General features: G+C 55.1%; 17 protein-coding genes. 7 read left to right on the top strand and 10 right to left on the bottom strand.

What is annotated here, in order from left to right; all coding sequences use genetic code 11:
• The first annotated feature begins 291 nt into the window (after positions 1-291).
• From GSQ91_RS05805 to GSQ91_RS05795, 3 genes are read left to right on the top strand one after another with little or no spacing between them, the layout of a single operon-like run.
• Positions 292-609: a hypothetical protein gene (locus GSQ91_RS05805; protein ID WP_158820306.1), complete on the top strand. Its 318-nt coding sequence runs from the start codon at positions 292-294 to the stop codon at positions 607-609.
• 15 nt (positions 610-624) lie between these two features.
• Positions 625-2,661 carry a type IV secretory system conjugative DNA transfer family protein gene (locus tag GSQ91_RS05800; protein ID WP_158820305.1) on the top strand — a complete coding sequence of 679 codons (2,037 nt, stop codon included), beginning with the start codon at positions 625-627 and terminating at the stop codon, positions 2,659-2,661.
• A complete protein-coding gene (locus GSQ91_RS05795; protein ID WP_158820304.1) occupies positions 2,658-3,575 on the top strand; it encodes a CpaF family protein in 918 nt (305 codons plus the stop codon). The genes GSQ91_RS05800 and GSQ91_RS05795 overlap by 4 nt, the downstream gene beginning before the upstream one ends.
• Before the next feature lie 115 nt (positions 3,576-3,690).
• Here GSQ91_RS05795 and GSQ91_RS05790 read toward each other — a convergent pair whose 3' ends face one another.
• From GSQ91_RS05790 to GSQ91_RS05775, 4 genes are all read right to left on the bottom strand, one after another.
• Positions 3,691-4,254, bottom strand: coding sequence for a YceI family protein (locus GSQ91_RS05790; protein ID WP_158820303.1), 564 nt, complete (start codon positions 4,252-4,254; stop codon positions 3,691-3,693).
• Between the two features lie 57 nt (positions 4,255-4,311).
• On the bottom strand, positions 4,312-5,442 hold the full coding sequence (locus tag GSQ91_RS05785; protein WP_158820302.1) for an NAD(P)/FAD-dependent oxidoreductase: 1,131 nt from the start codon (positions 5,440-5,442) through the stop codon (positions 4,312-4,314).
• 179 nt (positions 5,443-5,621) lie between these two features.
• Positions 5,622-6,722, bottom strand: coding sequence for an alkene reductase (locus tag GSQ91_RS05780; protein ID WP_158820301.1), 1,101 nt, complete (start codon positions 6,720-6,722; stop codon positions 5,622-5,624).
• Positions 6,723-6,843: 121 nt separating this feature from the next.
• Complete coding sequence (locus GSQ91_RS05775) at positions 6,844-7,842, bottom strand: aldo/keto reductase (RefSeq protein WP_158820300.1); 999 nt, start codon at positions 7,840-7,842, stop codon at positions 6,844-6,846.
• Between the two features lie 557 nt (positions 7,843-8,399).
• Here GSQ91_RS05775 and GSQ91_RS05770 point away from each other — a divergent pair.
• Together GSQ91_RS05770 and GSQ91_RS05765 are read left to right on the top strand one after the other, a co-directional pair.
• Complete coding sequence (locus GSQ91_RS05770) at positions 8,400-9,050, top strand: redoxin domain-containing protein (protein WP_158820299.1); 651 nt, start codon at positions 8,400-8,402, stop codon at positions 9,048-9,050.
• Positions 9,051-9,276: 226 nt separating this feature from the next.
• On the top strand, positions 9,277-10,335 hold the full coding sequence (locus GSQ91_RS05765) for a carboxypeptidase-like regulatory domain-containing protein (RefSeq protein ID WP_158820298.1): 1,059 nt from the start codon (positions 9,277-9,279) through the stop codon (positions 10,333-10,335).
• 312 nt (positions 10,336-10,647) lie between these two features.
• Here GSQ91_RS05765 and GSQ91_RS05760 read toward each other — a convergent pair whose 3' ends face one another.
• Together GSQ91_RS05760 and GSQ91_RS05755 are read right to left on the bottom strand one after the other, a co-directional pair.
• Positions 10,648-11,505 carry an AraC family transcriptional regulator gene (locus tag GSQ91_RS05760; RefSeq protein ID WP_158820297.1) on the bottom strand — a complete coding sequence of 286 codons (858 nt, stop codon included), beginning with the start codon at positions 11,503-11,505 and terminating at the stop codon, positions 10,648-10,650.
• A gap of 42 nt (positions 11,506-11,547) precedes the next feature.
• Entirely contained in the window at positions 11,548-12,060 is a 513-nt protein-coding gene (locus GSQ91_RS05755; protein ID WP_158820296.1) for a YbhB/YbcL family Raf kinase inhibitor-like protein, read from the bottom strand.
• Between the two features lie 397 nt (positions 12,061-12,457).
• Between GSQ91_RS05755 and GSQ91_RS05750 the strand changes: the two genes are divergently transcribed.
• On the top strand, positions 12,458-12,892 hold the full coding sequence (locus GSQ91_RS05750) for a nuclear transport factor 2 family protein (protein ID WP_158820295.1): 435 nt from the start codon (positions 12,458-12,460) through the stop codon (positions 12,890-12,892).
• An 81-nt stretch (positions 12,893-12,973) separates the two neighbouring features.
• Here the strand turns inward: GSQ91_RS05750 and GSQ91_RS05745 are convergent, their stop codons facing one another.
• The 4 genes from GSQ91_RS05745 to GSQ91_RS05730 all read right to left on the bottom strand — a co-directional run bounded on the left by GSQ91_RS05745 (position 12,974) and on the right by GSQ91_RS05730 (position 16,499).
• A complete protein-coding gene (locus GSQ91_RS05745) occupies positions 12,974-13,861 on the bottom strand; it encodes an SDR family NAD(P)-dependent oxidoreductase (RefSeq protein ID WP_158820294.1) in 888 nt (295 codons plus the stop codon).
• A gap of 128 nt (positions 13,862-13,989) precedes the next feature.
• Positions 13,990-15,144 carry an alkene reductase gene (locus GSQ91_RS05740; RefSeq protein WP_158820293.1) on the bottom strand — a complete coding sequence of 385 codons (1,155 nt, stop codon included), beginning with the start codon at positions 15,142-15,144 and terminating at the stop codon, positions 13,990-13,992.
• A gap of 450 nt (positions 15,145-15,594) precedes the next feature.
• Complete coding sequence (locus GSQ91_RS05735; RefSeq protein ID WP_158820292.1) at positions 15,595-16,293, bottom strand: dienelactone hydrolase family protein; 699 nt, start codon at positions 16,291-16,293, stop codon at positions 15,595-15,597.
• A gap of 11 nt (positions 16,294-16,304) precedes the next feature.
• Entirely contained in the window at positions 16,305-16,499 is a 195-nt protein-coding gene (locus GSQ91_RS05730; protein ID WP_158820291.1) for a hypothetical protein, read from the bottom strand.
• Positions 16,500-16,595: 96 nt separating this feature from the next.
• Here GSQ91_RS05730 and GSQ91_RS05725 point away from each other — a divergent pair, with 96 nt between their 5' ends.
• On the top strand, positions 16,596-17,213 hold the full coding sequence (locus tag GSQ91_RS05725) for a TetR/AcrR family transcriptional regulator (protein ID WP_158820290.1): 618 nt from the start codon (positions 16,596-16,598) through the stop codon (positions 17,211-17,213).
• Positions 17,214-17,215: the final 2 nt, after the last annotated feature.

The following is a 17,215-nucleotide window of genomic DNA, read 5'->3' as shown; positions in this document are numbered from 1 at the left end:
GTCTAGTCGGCGACTGCTGTTCGAGCTGGAAGCTATTCGAAAACAACCACTTAGAGGAGGTGATAAGTAAAGGAAAGTATGTGTCGAGGGGGGAGCGACCCCAGGGCGTTGCCCTTTACGCGACGGCTTACGCCGCGCTGGTCGCTCCCCCCTCGGCACACTTCGATCCGGAAGATGTCCGGCGCAGATATTTGTTGATCTGCGCTGGATAGGAAAAGATCAGCCCCGCATCTGCCGCTGATACGGAGTTGATCGAGGACAGATACACAACATCACGAAAGGAAGATACCCATGAGCAAACTGAAACTCACGCACGGCATCAGTAAGGTGCGACGCGCTAAGCTGCAATCCTCCATCGACCAGACCATCGCCGACGACATCGAGCTGATGGCCGAGTGGTCGAACAACGAAACCCAGTATGTCGTGAACGAGCTACTCCGCTTCGCTATCGCGCAGGAAGAAGATTTCCTAAAGTACAAAGTCAGCGCCGCTGCAAGTGCCGGCCGGTCTGCCAGCCATGCGAAGCCTGCATCAATCCCAATCAAACCGATAGCTGATTCTGTCTCGAAGCCGGACCCAACTACATCCAGCACAGCCACTCACGCTTAACAGGAGGCAATCTCTATGCGATCCTCTCCACGTCTGCAACGAATCATCCGTCCTCTGGTCGCGTATCGCATTGTGCTCTCGATCGGACTGAGCGCGGCATGCGGCATTGTCCTCAACAGCGTGATTCCGATCAATGCCGCGAATCCACTTCTGCGTCTGATTGAATTGGAGCGTCCACCAGTCTTTCATGGTGTCATCTGGGGCTATGACTTCTTTCTCTACTCCACCCCATTCATTGTCTTCTCGATGGTCTTCTCGCTGATGTACGTCCATCTCTATAAGAGTGAACTGGAGTTGGCCGCTGGAGCGCTGCCTCTATATCCCGATCCGCGCATACGGACAGCACTGTCCCTGATTGTTGGGGAGGTACATAGCCAGCTCCTTCCCACAGCGAGCGCCTTTCCGTCGTGGCTCTCAATCCCGGAGCGCGGTCTCTATACCGGCATAGCATCGTTCGGATCGATTGGAAGTGGCAAGACTTATGGACTGATCCTGCCGGCGATGCGGCAGCTGTTCTCCTATAAAGCCAGTGATCCAGAACAGAAGCTCTCCGGCATCGTCCTCGAAGTCAAGGGTGATCTTTGCCGGCAACTCCAGCGCATCCTGAATTGGTGCGGGCGCGACCAGGATTACGTCGAAGTCTCGCTCGATGGCAACGTCCGTTACAACCCACTCAACAACTCACTCGATGCCTACGCGCAGGCGTTCAACATCGCCTCTATCATCACGTCCATCTGGGGTAAGGGCAAGGAACCGTTCTGGCAGCAGTCCTACACCGACCTTGTACGGTACGTCATCATGCTCCATCGCATCCGTGACGGTTACCTGACGCTGGTCGATCTCTTCCGTACCGTCATCAGCGCGGGCAAGCTCGAGGAGATGCTGACCGAGGTCGGCTCCCGCTTCAGCGCCACCGGCTATATAGGTATCGGCAAAGAGGAATACAGAGGGCATGAGGGCCTGCTCTCTCCGCTGGGCTTTGCATGGAACAAGGATGCCGGACTTTATCTGATCGCGTGGACAGAGACGCTGGAGACTCTTCTGACCCAACAGACATCCTCGGAGTTCTTCGTCTGCACCCGGAAGCCATCCGATCCTGCGCAGCGGGAACGCTTCTTGAGTGTCCAATACTGGTACTGGGAACACTGGAAGTTCTTTCGCTCCGAGGTCAAGACCTCGATCGTGCAGGGTATCGCCGTCTTCCTGTCTCTGTTCGAGACCGATCCCGATGTACGCCGCGTCTTCTGCCCGCCGAAGGAACTTTACGACGGCAGGCCATGCGCCTCCGATCCACACGGAATCATTATGGCGCCCTTCGAGGAACTGATCGAGTCCGGTGCTGTTGTGGGGTTGAACTTTCCCGTGGCACTCAATCCGGCACTCGCCAAAACCATCGGCACCATGATGAAGATCGACTATCAGCGAGCCATGCTATTGCGTATTCCGAGGATGGATGCCGAACCGGAGCGGCACTATCGACCGTCCGTCTTTATCTGCGATGAGTATCAGAATTTCGCTACCGTCGGCGGCGACAACCCGACCGGGGATGAACGCTTCCTATCACTCTCCCGGCAGCCCCGTTGCATCCCCATCGTGGCCACACAGTCTGTCGCTAGTCTCAAGGATGCTCTGCCTAATGAAGGCGTCAAAACCCTGCTGCAGACGTTCCGCACCAAGGTTTTTCTGACAACCTCCGATCCAGAGACTGCTCGTTACGCCTCAGAGTTGTGCGGTAAGGAAGATAGAACCCGTATCAGCTACACAGTCTCCGAGACCTCGACCAACGCCAATGTGGGGTGGCTCTCGGGCCGGACATCGTCTAGTAAAGGATCAGTTGCCGCCGCCAAACAGTACCAGAAAAGTAAGGAACCACTCTTCGAAGAGAAGGTCTTCTTCGATTTGAAGAACGCTCAATCCGTCGTTGTCGCCTTCGACGGCATCAGCCCGCAGCCGCCGACCTACTGCTACCTCAAACCCGACTTCCTGCCCATCACCATGAACTGGTTCGATCAGGAGCAGATCGAGTTCGATCCAAGGAGAGTATCCCAATGAGTTTCGAGATCATCATTCCATTTCTTAAACCGATCGAGCATTTGCTCACCAGCCATACTGTCTCCGAGATCATGGTGAATCCTGATGGATCTGTCTGGATGGAGGAGAGAGGCCGTATCGAGCTGATACCTGACGTCCGGTTCGAAGAAGGTGCTCTATTGACAGGTCTCGAAGTGATCGCGAACCGTTTCGGCAAAAAGCTCGACGCGGACTCCCCCATCCTCAACCTGCGCCTGCCCGACGGCAGCCGCATGGCAGCGTTGATTCCGCCGGTGGTAAATCCTCAGCCTATGATGACGGTCCGCAAGTTTACCTCGCGCAACTTCACGATAGATGATTTGATTGAGCGCAGAATGCTCAGTAGCGAGCAGGCACAACAACTGGCGGCGGCAGTTCGCCGTGGCGACAATCTGCTGATTTCTGGTGGGACAGGCGCGGGGAAGACAACACTCACTAATGTCGTCGCTGGCTTTATTCCTGACAGTGACCGCATCCTCATTCTCGAAGACGTCGCCGAACTGTATATAAAGAAACAACACGTCATCTCTGCCGAGGCCCAACTCGATACCCACAAGAGCCAGATCGGATTCAGCGACCTGCTGAAAGCGGCACTACGCCACAGACCGGACAGGATTATCGTAGGTGAGATTCGTGGCCCGGAAGCGCGTGTCTTTCTCGACGCCCTCAACACCGGCCATCGCGGATCGCTCTCGACCATCCACGCTAACAGCGCCGTAGATGCTCTGCGCCGATTGGCGCAACTTGCGATGCGAGGCTCGGGCGGCGTTCCTTTGCAGGATGTGACGGAGGAGTGCAAACGGTCCATCGACCTGATCGCGCATGTAGCGAATCAGGATGGCTGGCGGCATGTTACAGAGATTCGCTGGTCCTATGAATTCAGCAAAGGAATATGACTCACATTTGCGCAGTCATAGTCTTGCTATAGACGCTCGGAATCGGAATAAAGGCAGGAAACGAGTGCGGTTAGACCGAAATGATCCTATTTCAACGTACCAACAGGACGATCAGCTAGTTGGAAATCTGGCCAACGAGATTAAGATCAATCGCAACGTCATTCTCAGCTTTCCAGATCAGGAAGCTCGGATTCTTGAGACCCCAGTGAACATAGGGAACGACGAATTGCGCCTTCACCGTTGCCTTCGATCCATCCATGTGAATCTGCATCGGAATCGTCAGGTCGTGAGGAATGCCGAGAAGGGTGAACACTCCGCTCACCTGAATGGCCGAGTCGCCCGAAGCCGCGATTGTTCCGTTGTACGCCTTAGGCGCGAACGAGACGGTGGCGAACCGGTTCACCTTGAGAATGTCTTTGTTCATCTTTTTATCGCGGCTATCGTTCCCCGTCTTGCCGCTGCCTGCTGCGACGATGACTATCCCCGATATATCAGAAGCGGTCCGGTCGAAATTGATCGATCCAGATTGAATGTGGAATATGCCGTTTACGACCTCGTGAGTTGTGTTGAGCTTCATCTTGACCTCGCTGGAATCGGGGCTGACGGCAAAGGTCTGATGCTGGGCGAGTGCGGCTGGACCAAGTATGATCGCGAGGGCTAGGACTGCGAAGGATCTCATTACATCATCTCCTCTAAAAGATTTAACTTCCGAGAGCTGTTTTGGAGTGGCTCGATTTCAGTTGACGAACGCTTGTGGAGCAATAGCGCCGGGCTGAGTGACACGCGTGAGTCTAGCCGTTACGCGCATCGCGCCGGGCCAGACTCTGAGGCAGAACGGAAGTACAGCGCGCGCAAATGCATTGTTTAAGCCACTGGCGGCGAACTCAGCAAGGAGCATCTGGGGCAGCATTGCGGAGCGCAGTTTTGGCTGAAAGACAGGCGCCGGCTCCGCGGCAAGATAGGCAGCGGCGGCACGGCGGGCAGTATGCAGGGCAATGGATATACCATCGCCGGTGAACGAGGGGATTACGGCTGCCTGATCGCCGATACAGTAGAGCCCATCCTCGGTTGCGCGGCGGAGGTAACCGTACGGAATATGAGTGATGGTGATCGGTTTGTCGAGTAGCGGCTCCGCACCGTCAAGCCGCATTGCGAGGTGAGGACAGTCCTGCTGCATCTTCGCAAGGAGGCCCTCCCAGCGAAGACCCGCACGTGCAAAATATCGCCGTTGTACCACGCAGCAGAAATTCGCAATGCCGTCTTCGACTCGTTGAATACCACCGTAGCCTCCAGAATAGAGCGTCAACTCGGAGGCGTCCGCCAGGTCAGCGGTCTGGGTGGGAGACAGTCGGTAATACATCTTGAAAGCGACCCATTGATGAGTGTCCTTGGGGCGACCGTGACCGCGCAGATCGTGCTTCCCCGTGGCGAGAAAGGTGGTTGGAGCTTCGCATGTGGTGCCGTTGTCGAGCGTTGCGTGCCAGAGGTTGCCGGTCGCGCGGCTGAGCGACTGCACACTGCGACCTCGCTCAACGCGGACTCCCGCGGCGATGGCTGCGGCGATAAGAGCTGCATCGAGCGCCTTGCGTGTGAGCGAGGCTGCGGGAAAAGGCAGCGGAGCCTCCGCAGCGCGTCTGGCTGCGGCCAGGCGAACATAATTGATGGGCACTGCTCCAAGAGAGGCCACGTCGATACCAAGGACGTGCAGGTCTTCCAGGGCTTCACCGCTTAGGAATTCTCCGCAAACCTTATGTCGAGATGTGGGCTCGCGTTCAATTAACGTAACGCTCCGTCCCTTCCGAGCGAGCGCGATCGAAGCGGCACAGCCTGCCACTCCGCCACCGAGGATGAGAACTTCGTCTTGCAAAGCATTGCTCCTGATTCACCAGATGATGTACCGGCAGCGAGCTCACGACGATATCGACTGGCTTCTTCGGTCGATACCCCAGAACGCTGCCGGTCAACCTCCCTCTGGGGCAGAGGTCAAGGATGCAATGTGACCACAGTCAAGGGCTCGGTCCCTATCCGCGTCTGCCGGTCGTCGCCTCAGGGAGCAACCGGGTAGTCGATATATCCCTGCGGTCCACCCTGGTAATAGGTTTCGGGGGATGAGGTTGCAAGCGGCAGGTCCTCGCGAAGCCGGCGCACGAAGTCGGGATTGCCGATGAATGGTTTCGCGAAGGAAACCAGATCAGCCTGCTGGCTTTTGATCGCCGCATTGGCGGAAGTACCGTCAAAACCGAAGTTTGCAATCAACGTGCCATGAAAGCGCGCGCGATAGTAGCCGATCGTGTCCTGCAACGCGGCGATGGGGGTGCCCGAGAGATCGCTCGGAAATCTGCCAATCTGAATGTGAGAGAGAGGAAGCTCATTGAGGCGGCGAACGAGATAGTCGTAAGTGTCGATCGTCTTGTCGGTCGGCCCGAGGCCGCCCATGGTCAGCGTAGGGCTGAGCTTGATGCCAACGCGCCCTGGTCCCCAGACGGCAATGAATGCCTGGAGAACTTCCAGAACAATCCGCGTTCGGTTCTCCGCCGTGCCACCATAGGCATCTTCCCGAATGTTCAGCGCGCTATTGAGAAATTCCGGCAAGAGGTAGGCACCTGCAGAGTGTAGCTCTACGCCATCGAAGCCTGCGTCCTGAGCATTCTTAGCGGCGGTCCCATAGTCCGCGACTGTCGCGGCGATCTCTTCCACCGACATGGCACGCGGTGTCACGGTATCCTTGAAACCATCGGACGTGAATGCTTTCAGGCCAGGGTTTATCGCAGAAGGGGCGGCTGGCAGTTCACCATTGAAAAAGTCGGGGTGCGAGACGGCCCCGGAGTGGGCAAGCTGCGCAAAGATTGCACCGCCTTCGGCATGAACTGCAGAGGTGACAGCGCGCCAGCCCTCAACCTGACGTACGCTAAAGAGGCCAGGAGCGTTGATGACTCCAATCGCGCTTGGGCTAATCCACGTCCCTTCGGTGAAGATGAGACCGGCTGTCGCCCGCTGCCGATAATATTCGACATGAAGGTCGGTCGGCGCGAGTTCGGCATTGCGCGCGCGTCCGCGCGTCATCGAGGCCATTACCACCCGATTTCTGAGTTTAAGTTCGCCGAGCGTGTAGGGTGTGAAGACGGGTGCGTCGTCAATCTTGCTCATTGCTATTTCTCCTGAAAAGTATCTTTGCGTCTTACAAGTGGCAAGCAACCGCTTGCATGTCTTCGTTGCATGAACGGAGGTGATCGAGGAGCTAACCCTTACGGTCCTCGGTGGATGTTTTCTAGCTTGGTGAAAAGCGCATTACCTCGGCTGGCGCTCGATCTCCAACGATCGCTCCAGGCGCGAAAGCGCGATCGAGGGTTTGCAGTTCATCTTCACTGAGTGAAATATCAAGTGCTGAGAGGTTATCGGCTAGGTGCGTGCGGCGAGTCAGGCCGACAAGCGGGATGATGTCTTCTCCGCGAGAAAGAAGCCACGCTATGGAGATCTGGATTGGAGAGTAGCCCTTGGCCTCAGCCATGGATACGAGTGCCTCGACCGTTTTGAGATTCTGAGGGAGATTTTCAGTACTAAAGCGCGACAGTTTCGTCCTGGGGTCACTGGGCTCTAGCTGGACTGAAGCGGAGCCCGCCAGCAGACCATGAGCTGTTACGTTGTATGCGACGATGGAAATTCCAAGTTCACGAGCAGTCGCCAGAATCTCCCGTTCGATGAAACGAGTCGCAAGGGAGTATTCGATCTGTAATACAGACACAGGGTGAACGCGATGTGCCTTCCGTAGTTGTTCAGAGCTCACCTCAGACAATCCGAGATAACGCACCTTGCCTTGCCGGATCAGTTCCGCGATGGCTCCGACGGTGTCTTCCACCGGAATCGTCGGATCAAGTCTGCCTGGCTGATAAAGATCGATGACATCGACGCCGAGACGCTGCAATGAATACGACGCAAAATTCATCACCGCGGCGGGCCGCAAATCAGCCCCAAGGAAAGCTCCCCACGGGGCGCGCAACACTCCAAACTTCACGCCCACAAATGCTTGGTCGCGGCGATCCCGGATTGCCTTACCCACTAGGGATTCATTGTGTCCCGAACCATAGAAGTCGCCCGTATCCAGGTAGTTGATACCTGAATCAAGAGCCGCGTGAATCGTGGCAATACTCTCGATATCATCACCTGATTTACCGAAGGAAACGGTCCCCGTGAACGGCGACATTCGCATGCAGCCCAGCCCAAGAGCCGAGACTTTCGGCCCCTCGCTTCCCAATGTTCTAAATTTCACCTGACACCTCGAAAGAATACTGTTGCGGGGAGATGTTCTAGCCCCAGTTTGTGAACTCTCCCTGCCTTGCGAATGCGATCACAATCTTTCCGATATTTTGGCCAGTTGCGAGTACATCGAAGGCTTGGAGCACCTCTCCATCTATGCCCGGCACTGGAGGTCACACTTTCTCCAGGCGCAACGACTTCGATCCGCTGCGCCCATCTGTGACGACCGCGACTTTTCCGCAATTTGACCATGCACGCCCGCCTCTGTGGGCCTCGAAGCGAGGCTGCTATTCTGCACCTACCGTTTCAGATGTACGCTTTCGGCGATGGATGCAAATTTTCTAACCTTTCGTTCCAGAAGTCGTCATATATGTGTATTCGCTCCAAGAAGCCGGTATGCCGGGTATTGGGAAGATGGATCGATACCGCCATCGTCTCGGGTGCTCTCCGGGAACTCGGTCGCAGGCCAGAAGACCTTCGTCACATCGTCTTGACTCAACGGTCATATCGACCAAATCGTAGGCTGCGATCGACCTGCGTCGAGAGAGCTTTCAACAAATAGGAGGTTTCATGTATTCAGACAACCTGCTGCTTCGTCCGTCTGGCCCATCTTCCTTGCTTCACAAGCTCATTGTCTTCTTGGCGCTAGATTTCGCGCTGTGTATGTCAGCGCAAGCGGCTGTCCCTGGCAATCAGGCGCCGAATTTTACCGGCAACGACTCGAATGGAAAAACCCATAGTCTGTCGGATTACCGCGGCAAGTACGTGGTGTTGGAATGGGCAAGTCAGGGCTGCCCATACGACCAGAGGCACTATATCAACGGAAGCATGGAAGCTGTCCAGCGAAAGTGGACTAATCAAGATGTCGTCTGGTTATCCATCATTTCATCTGCCCCAGGACAAGAAGGCTTTGTCTCCTCTGAGGAAGAAAATCGATACATCAAAGAAATGCATGCCTCTCCAACCGCGGCGATTCTGGACCCCAGTGGAACAATAGGCCGACTCTACGGTGCCAAAACGACGCCGCACATGTTTGTGATCGATCCCTCGGGCAAGCTGATCTATGCAGGAGCAATTGATGACAATCCAACATGGGACCTATCCGACCATACATCGGCAAGAAACTATGTCGACGAAGCTCTTACGGAATCCATGAACGGACGACCTATCCAGGTCCAGTCAACCCGCCCTTATGGCTGTTCGGTAAAGTATGCCTACTAAGCTCTCCGGGTTTCGGCAACAACAGCCACTCCTCATTTTGAAAGGTTGTCGGTCGATGGTTGACTTTCGATATTTAGTCCGGACGAAGAGGAGCCGGTCTGCAACGATCCTCGTTGATTCTTGCTGCAGATTCATTCAAATGGCTGTCCTGATCGGTGTCGTTGCCTTTACGCGAGACCTTGCCGCGCAAGATTCGGCTCTCGCATCAAGCCTCACGAGGAGCGACATGTCGTCACTTCCCGATGCGCCGACACCACAGAGTCAGCGGAGTAAGTCGACTCCCGAATCAGGTCCACAAATTTCGAACAGTCAGTCGCTTCCGACGGACGGATCGGCCCGCATCTCAGGGGTCGTCCAGGACATAACTGAAGCGACTATTGCTGGGACCCAGGTCGTTCTAACGAGCAAGGGTGGTTCACAGCGACGATCTGTAACATCCGGGCCGAACGGTGAATTTACATTCAACCAGGTTCCTGAGGGATCTTATGTCGTCCTTATCACAGTGAATGGTCTTCAGCCTTTCAGGTCAGCGGAGATCGTCGTTTCCGCGCAACAGTCCTATCAGATACCCAAGATTATGCTGGCTGTCGCGTCAACAACTTCAGAGGTGACGGTTCGTCCCACCGAGGAGATCGCTGCTGTGCAGATCAGAGCAGAGGAGAAGCAACGCGTGCTCGGTATCGTCCCGGCTTTCTATGTAAGCTACGTCCCCGACGCCGCTCCGATGACGTCAAGACAGAAATTCTCTCTCGCTGCACACGACACGCTCGATTGGACAACATACATAGGGGTTAGTGTGACCGCAGGAATCGAACAGGCAAACAACGCGTATAAGGGATACGGACAAGGTGCGGCCGGGTACGGTAAGCGCTGGGCGGCTCAGTTTGGTGATGGTCGATCCAGTGACTTCCTAAGTCATGCGGTCTTCGCTTCGCTATTCCACCAAGATCCGCGCTACTTCTACCAGGGAACCGGCACGAAAAAGTCACGCCTGTATCATGCCGTGAGCAGCGCATTCGTCGCCCGCAGTGACAGCGGCACGACGATGCCGAACTATTCTTATCTTCTTGGGACGATGACCGCAGGAGCGCTCTCCAATGCGTATTATCCCCACGCGGATCGCGGAGCAAGTCTGGTCTTTACCAACGCCGGTCTGGGCGTCGCAGGCCGCGCAGGCCAGGCGGTGATCCAGGAGTTCTTGGGCAAAAGACTCACCAGGAATGTGCCCAAATCGATTCCGCCTTCCAATGGGCAGCCTGCTCTACCCGGCGATCCGCAGCCATGATTTCTGCTGAGCACGCTAGAGGCTGTCATTGACGAAGAGCGAGAAGCTTCGTTTCGCGATATCACTCGACTTCAGATAGCCGTTGAGCGTAGTGGATGGTGGCTGTAGAGCATGAATACTTAAACACTGCCGGGTAGTGTCTGATGACTTGGTATAGCGCAACGTCTAGGTGAAAACGTCATGCCAGAAATGAAGCGCTAAGTTCTTATCGCCTGAGCCTTGGGTGTCATCAGGCAAGCCGCAGCCGAACAACTCGTTTCATAGTCCAACACGGCCATCTACGGTCTGTCACGCCGCAAGATCGAGGAGCTATCAGCTACCAATCCGGATGAGGGGTCGATGGCTCCTACGGCTTCCTCGGACCTCCGAAGGACTAAATCCAAAACGTGACCTAAATCTCACCGCAAATCTTGAAGCTGAATCGTAACCGACGCTCTGACCGACCTCCAACATCGAGAGAGTCGTGCTTTGAATAAGAGAGAGCCCGTATGACATTCTGGCGTCTTGCAGGACCTCGCGAAGGCTCACCCGTTCTTCCGCCAATTTTCTGCGGAGCGTTGACGTACCCATATTCAACCGAGAGGCAACTCGCTCAGCGGACCATGCTGATGCGAGATCTTCTGAAATTAAGTGGCGCACCTTTGCTTCAACGGTGTTGGGGAAGTCAGGCTTATAGAACACTCCGTGCTCCAACAACCAGAGAAGCAACTCCAACAACCTATGGCGCGCCACAAGGTGTGGAATGGCAATCCGGTTTGTGATTGCCTCAAGAGCCTGAGTATAGCTTCGACGAAAAGCTTCAGGCACATTCCTCACGACCTCTGCGGTCGTGAGATGCCCTCGTGCATGCGAATGTGTGTTTGCAAATGAAGAAAGAAGATCACCATCCCATGTCAGCCAGTAGGCTTCGTAGCTGCCTTCCAACGATGGATGGTTCGTCATGTCGAATGTCTGGCTGCGAGGGAGCGCCACAATGTCACCCGTGGAAGCCTTACAAAGGCCGCCGGGCCAAGCTATAGTTTTGGCGCCTTGCGTAACCAATATCGCAACCGGATTGTCGGTCACGAGACGATGAAAAGTGAGTTCAGTAGTTTGAACAATGCGTGCGGCCGATCCGACTCCCGCACGCATCTTGATGCTGCTCACGCTTTCATATTCATCCACAGCCATGATAGCGATCTCCCTTGAGGGCTTCATGGAACACAACCTCGTCTATGTGGCGCTTGATGCAGTCGGCTCCTTGAAGGTATATGTTGCCGTGAGAGTGGCTTTGCCGAGCGCGGTCTGAGTCGTGAGATAGCCGACCAGAGCAGCACTTGCCTCCGCATCAATTCCTAGATGCTCCGAGGGCATTGCGTAAACGGTAAAAATGTAGCGGTGCGCTGGTCCTGGCGGCGGTGCGGCTCCGCCGAAATCATAAGTGCTATAGTCTGATCGAAGATGATATGCATCCGAAGGCAACACTCCTCCTTTGGACCCTGTGCCGGTAGCCAACTCATTGACACTGCTTGGGATGTCTATGAGAAGCCAGTGCCACCAGCCCGATCCAGTCGGAGCGTCAGGGTCAAAGCAAGTCACGACAAAACTTTTCGTACCAGCCGGTTCTCCCGTCCACGCAAGATGCGGTGAGATATTTTCACCACTATGTCCCAGCCCGTTATAGACCTGCGCAAGAGCAAGTTCTTCCCCATCTTTGATGTCCGTGCTGTATAGCTGAAAGCTCATAGCTCTCCTTCAATTGTTAAGCGAGGTAAGGTGATGTTGGCTCCCGTCAAGTAAGCCACGGGAGGAGGTGTTGCAAAATTAACTGCTTGAATAATTCTCTATGAACTTGGTGGAGGGGTCGCGCCTCTATCGCCCGCTTTCTGTGCCGAAATGCTCAACTGCGCTGGTTGCTGCGCGTGGCCCACAAATACTCGATCAGCACCAAAATGTGTAAGAGCTTTTGCATCACTAGTTCTCTTTATACATCTGAATCGATAGGTACAGATAATCTTATTTGACACGAACGTAACGAAGACATCGAGACTTCTCAGTCTCATGCATTGAGCCGAACGTAGCAGATGTAAGCGGCAGTTGAAATACCTCGCTGCTCACCCGAAAGGAACATTGAGTCAACGTCATGCCTAACGAACTGGAAGTGAAAGAGATCATTCGGGATCGCAAGGCGAAATATTGCCGCTATCTCGACACCAAGCAGTACGACAAATGGGAGAAACTCTTTAGCGCGGATGCCAAGGTCACGTTCTATAAACCAGACGGTACCGTCATGATGGCGTCCGACGGCGTGGAGAAGTTCTTCGAGGGTACACGCCACTTCTTCGCGACGACTGTGACGGTGCACCAGACACACAACTCGGAGATCGAGTTCAAATCTGACGCGGAGGCATCAGCTATCTGGGCCATGGAAGACTGGCACCGCTACACGCCCACCCCCGAGCATCCGGCGAAGAGCATGCACGGTTACGGGCACTACTACGAGACCTGGAAGCGGGTTGATGGCGAGTGGGTGATTGCGAACTTGGAGCTACATCGCCTCCTCGTTGATGTCGAGTAAAGAGGACACTGACACCGCTCGTTTGCTAGCCCTTACCGCGAGTCCACGCGGCAGGGGCTAGGTTTCCGAGAGTGTGCGGACTCAGGGCCGTACCAAGGTCTCGCTATCGCGCCATAGCTTCGTCATCGCCGCGTCGTCGAGCGCCAGTTCGGAAGGATCCGGCCACGTCAATTGGCGCTTGACCTGCGAAGCATAGATCCGCCCTGCCGGCAGGACAATCCGGTCGAGCGCAAAATTCGCCAGGAGGTCACCACCTCCTGCGATCGTATTTATGCGCATCAATGGGCTCAGGATCGGCATCAGTACCGCGACGACGAACTTAACGCCGGCGGAACTGTTACGCATAAGCTGTGTTCCCGGCGTCAATCCCGGATTGAATGCGATGACACCCAAACCTCGCTCCCGCGCGAAAGGAGACGAGGCGAGCGCTCGAGCGGTCAGCACATTGCAGAGCTTCGAAGTTGCGTAAGCACGCCTTCCCGAAGCTTTCGATTCGGGATTGAGTCGGACCTGGCCTTGGGCCAGCTTCAGTGCGTCCGCGTGCTCGGGCGCAAACCCGGAAGAAAACGGCAGCGCCTTCGGATCATGGGTGTCACTCGTAGTGATGACGACGGCAGCCCCAGTGGCCAATCGCGGCATCAGAAGCCGAAGCAGCAGATAGTGGGCCAGATGATTCACTGCAAAAGTAGTCTCAAAACCGTCCTCCGTGCGCTGATCGACATCGTCAAACTGTATACCGGCGTTGAGCACCAGCGCGTCAATGCTGCCGCCACCCAGCATTTCCTCAACTGCCGCTGCAAAGCTGCGCACACTGGCAAGCCGTGCCAAGTCGAGCGGCAGAGAATCCGCACTTACTGTTGATGTACCACGCGTGCCAAGCAGTAGCCGAACATTTGGCACTCGCCGTATTTGTTCTGCGGCGGCGAGTCCTATTCCCGCCGTTGCGCCTGTCATGACGATCGTCCTCATGGTGTATACCTAGCCTCCCTAACTTCCCCCGACTTACTACCGCACTCATTGGCTGGGCCTCTCCCAATCCGCGAAGCGGCTATAGCGAATTCCATTCCGATGCGCCTGCGTCATACGGCCCGCATTGATCAGTAATGTGTGTAGTCGATGTATCCCGTGCTGCCTCCTTGGAAATACGTTGTGGGATCACTGGTCGCTAACGCATAACCATGCCTGAGACGCTCAACCAAATCAGGATTTGAGATGTAGTGCCGCGCAAATGATATGAGGTCCGCGTTACCGTTCCTAATAGCCTCGTTCGCCGACTCAGAATCGAAACCTACATTCCCGATGATGGTGCCTGGAAACATGGAACGAAAATGGTCTAACGTATGCTGCTGAAGAAGTGCCACCGGGGTACCAGATAGATCGTTGATTGGCCGCATGAGATGTAGGTATGCCGGTTGGAATGCGGCCAGGTGCTTGACAATGTATTCGTAGGTTGGAACCGTCGTCTCTGTCGCTCGAAACACTCCTAGACCATTCAAACTAGGACTCAACTTAATTCCAATTCTGCTATGGGCCCAGACATCCGCTAAGGCACTGAGTATCTCTAGGAGCAGGCGCGAGCGATTCTCGACTGTCCCCCCATAGGCGTCGGTGCGGAGATTTGTGGCCTCATTCAGGAATTGCGGGATGAGATAGATGGCTGCTCCGTGTAATTCCACCCCATCGAATCCTGCTCGCTTCGCGTTTGCTGCCGCGACTCGAAAGTCATCTATAACCGCTTGAATCTCGGATAGGGTCAATTCTCTAGGAGTCACGGTGTCCGCAAACCCTGATGGAGTAAAAGCCTTCTGAAGAGGGTTGACCGCTGATGGGGCGACAGGGCTCGCTCCATTCAATAGATCGGGATGTGAAATCGATCCGCTATGAGCGATTTGGGCGAAGATGCGACTGCCTCTGCGGTGGATCGCATCAGTGATTCTTTTCCAGCCATCAACCTGCTCTTCTGTATAGAGTCCAGGAACATTAATTGCCCCGACTGCTTGCGGACTGACGTAGATTCCTCCAGTGATGATGAGCCCTGCCGATGCCCGCTGTGAATAATATCGAGCTTCCACCACTGTTGGAACTCGACCGCTGTTGGTGGTCCGTCCCCGTGTCATTGGGGACATCACGACCCGGTTGGCCAGTGGAAGATCTCCCAAGCTGTATGCAGTGAACAAGGGGCGATCTGAGCCGCCACCTTGAGCCACGCTGCCTGTTCCAGCCTTCCCGTGTAGCGAGTTGTCTAACGACATGATTAGTTCCTTACAGAGGTGAGATTTCTTTCAGATGAGACGAATTTGATGGTGGATTCATTATCTGTACCTCTCGTTCCATAAATAGCTTGACGAGAGCCGGAGCCACCTCCCCGTCAAGAAGAATGAATCCGGTTTTACACGTCATTACTCTGAAACGACAGGTAAATAAACCGCGCCATACCGATCGTGTTGCCGAAGTCGAGCTTTCTTTGCTCAAGATTGCGCATTTAACATCGTGGGCATGGAGCCGGACTCAGAGCCGATCCTGTTGGCTTCGTTCAGGCCCTTCCTGTGCCTGATCTCCGCAGATCGTCGCGATGAGACACACTTATCCGTTGGTGCTTGGCACCTACTCCGGACATACAGATCAAAGTACGCTAGAAGCGGGTTCGAAGAGATCGAGCGCATCGGAATAGAGCGAGGAAAGAGGTATCCACAACTGTTGAACTAGGCGAGATGGCTGGCAAAGAACGCCCGGATACGGCCGCGCGCGTCAGCCGCGTCCTTCTCTTTGTAAGTAGCCCCTATGACGACGCCGAGAACTCCGATCAGGCCTTTGTGGTCATCGAGGAAGGAGTGCCCGGCATCCGGGTATTCTTTGACATCATGCTCGATCTGATGCAGTTCGAGTGCGCCGTTCAGCCTCGCCGCCGCTCCCTTCAGCCTCCTGTCGCGGCCGCCGTAGCTCCCGACGAGCGGGCAGGCCCCACCCAGGATTGCATCGATGTCATTTGGGACTGGGCCGTAGTTCGCGGCTGCTGCCGAAAGGCCGTGGCCGGCGGCCAGTAGGATCGCAAAACTACCGGTCACGCAGAAGCCGATGACCCCGGTCTTGCCGGTGCTATGCTGGTGGCCTTCCAGCCATTGCCGCGCGGCGTCGACATCATCGAACGACGCTCCCCTGTGCGCCGACAGATCCGCCATCAAGGTGCGGATGCAACGGATGCGACCACCCCAGGAGAACAGGTCCAACGCCAGCGCAAGATACCCTTCACTGGCCAGCCAATCGGCGTGGCCACGCGTCACGTCAGTCAAGCCGAAGATGTCATGAAGCACGATAACGCAGGGCCAAGGCCCCTCACCTTTCGGTGTAGCCAGGTAGCCTTTGAGCCGGTGGTGCGGTGTCAAGATTGAGATTTCTGCCATTGTCTCCCTTCCTATTTAGCCGACAGGTGTTTCATTTGAGCGGGGTCTCGGTCTCCCGTGATTGCTCCCAGCGCAAAGCCTTCGTCAAGGTCATTGAGTTCTTCTTTTGTGAGCGTCACATCAAGAGCCTTTAGCTTTTCCAGCGAACGTTGACGATGGCTCATTTCGACGAGCAACTTGATGTCCTGCCTTGAGCGAGCATCCATGAGACTTCTTTATGGACCCATCGTTTCAGATGTACGGCTGTGGCAACGGATGCAAATTTTCTAACTCTTCGTTCCAGAAGAGCGTCATATATATGTATGAGCGAAAAGAAGAACTCGAATGGAAGAATGGGTCGCCCCCGTGGTTTCGATGAGGATGCCGCACTCGAAGCTGCTATGAGGGTCTTTTGGGAGAAGAGCTACGACGGGGCGACAATGAGCGAATTGACGGCTGCAATGGGCATCAATCGGTCCAGCATGTATGCCGCCTTTGGGGACAAAGAACAGCTATTTCGGCTGGCGGTGGAACGATACGCAGTGGGTCAGATGTCCTACTTGCACGCTGCTCTTCGCGAAAAGAGTTTCAAAGAGGTGGTGCGGGCCGCACTTAAGGGAATGGTCGAGTTCCTTTCAACACCAGGAAATCCGCGAGGCTGCCTATCTGTCCAAGGTGCCTTGGCAACTTCTGCAGAATCAGAATCAGTGAAACAAATGATGGTGGAAGTACGGAAGCAGGGAGAACTGGCTCTGAGAAAACGAATCCAGGAAGCCAAAAAGGATGGAGAAATTCCGGCGGACATCAATCCATCCGACTATGCTCGCTTCTTCTCTCTGATTGTCGCAGGTCTCGCGGTTCAATCGGTCAATGGAGCCACACGCGCAGAAATGCAGAGAAGTGTGGAAATACTACTCGGGCTATTGAACTATCAGACTTAGAT

The sequence above is a fragment of the Granulicella sp. S156 genome (genome assembly GCF_009766105.1).
Lineage (GTDB): Bacteria > Acidobacteriota > Terriglobia > Terriglobales > Acidobacteriaceae > Granulicella.
The sequence above is the reverse complement of the archived record's forward strand: the minus strand, read 5'-3'. Positions and strand labels throughout refer to the sequence as shown.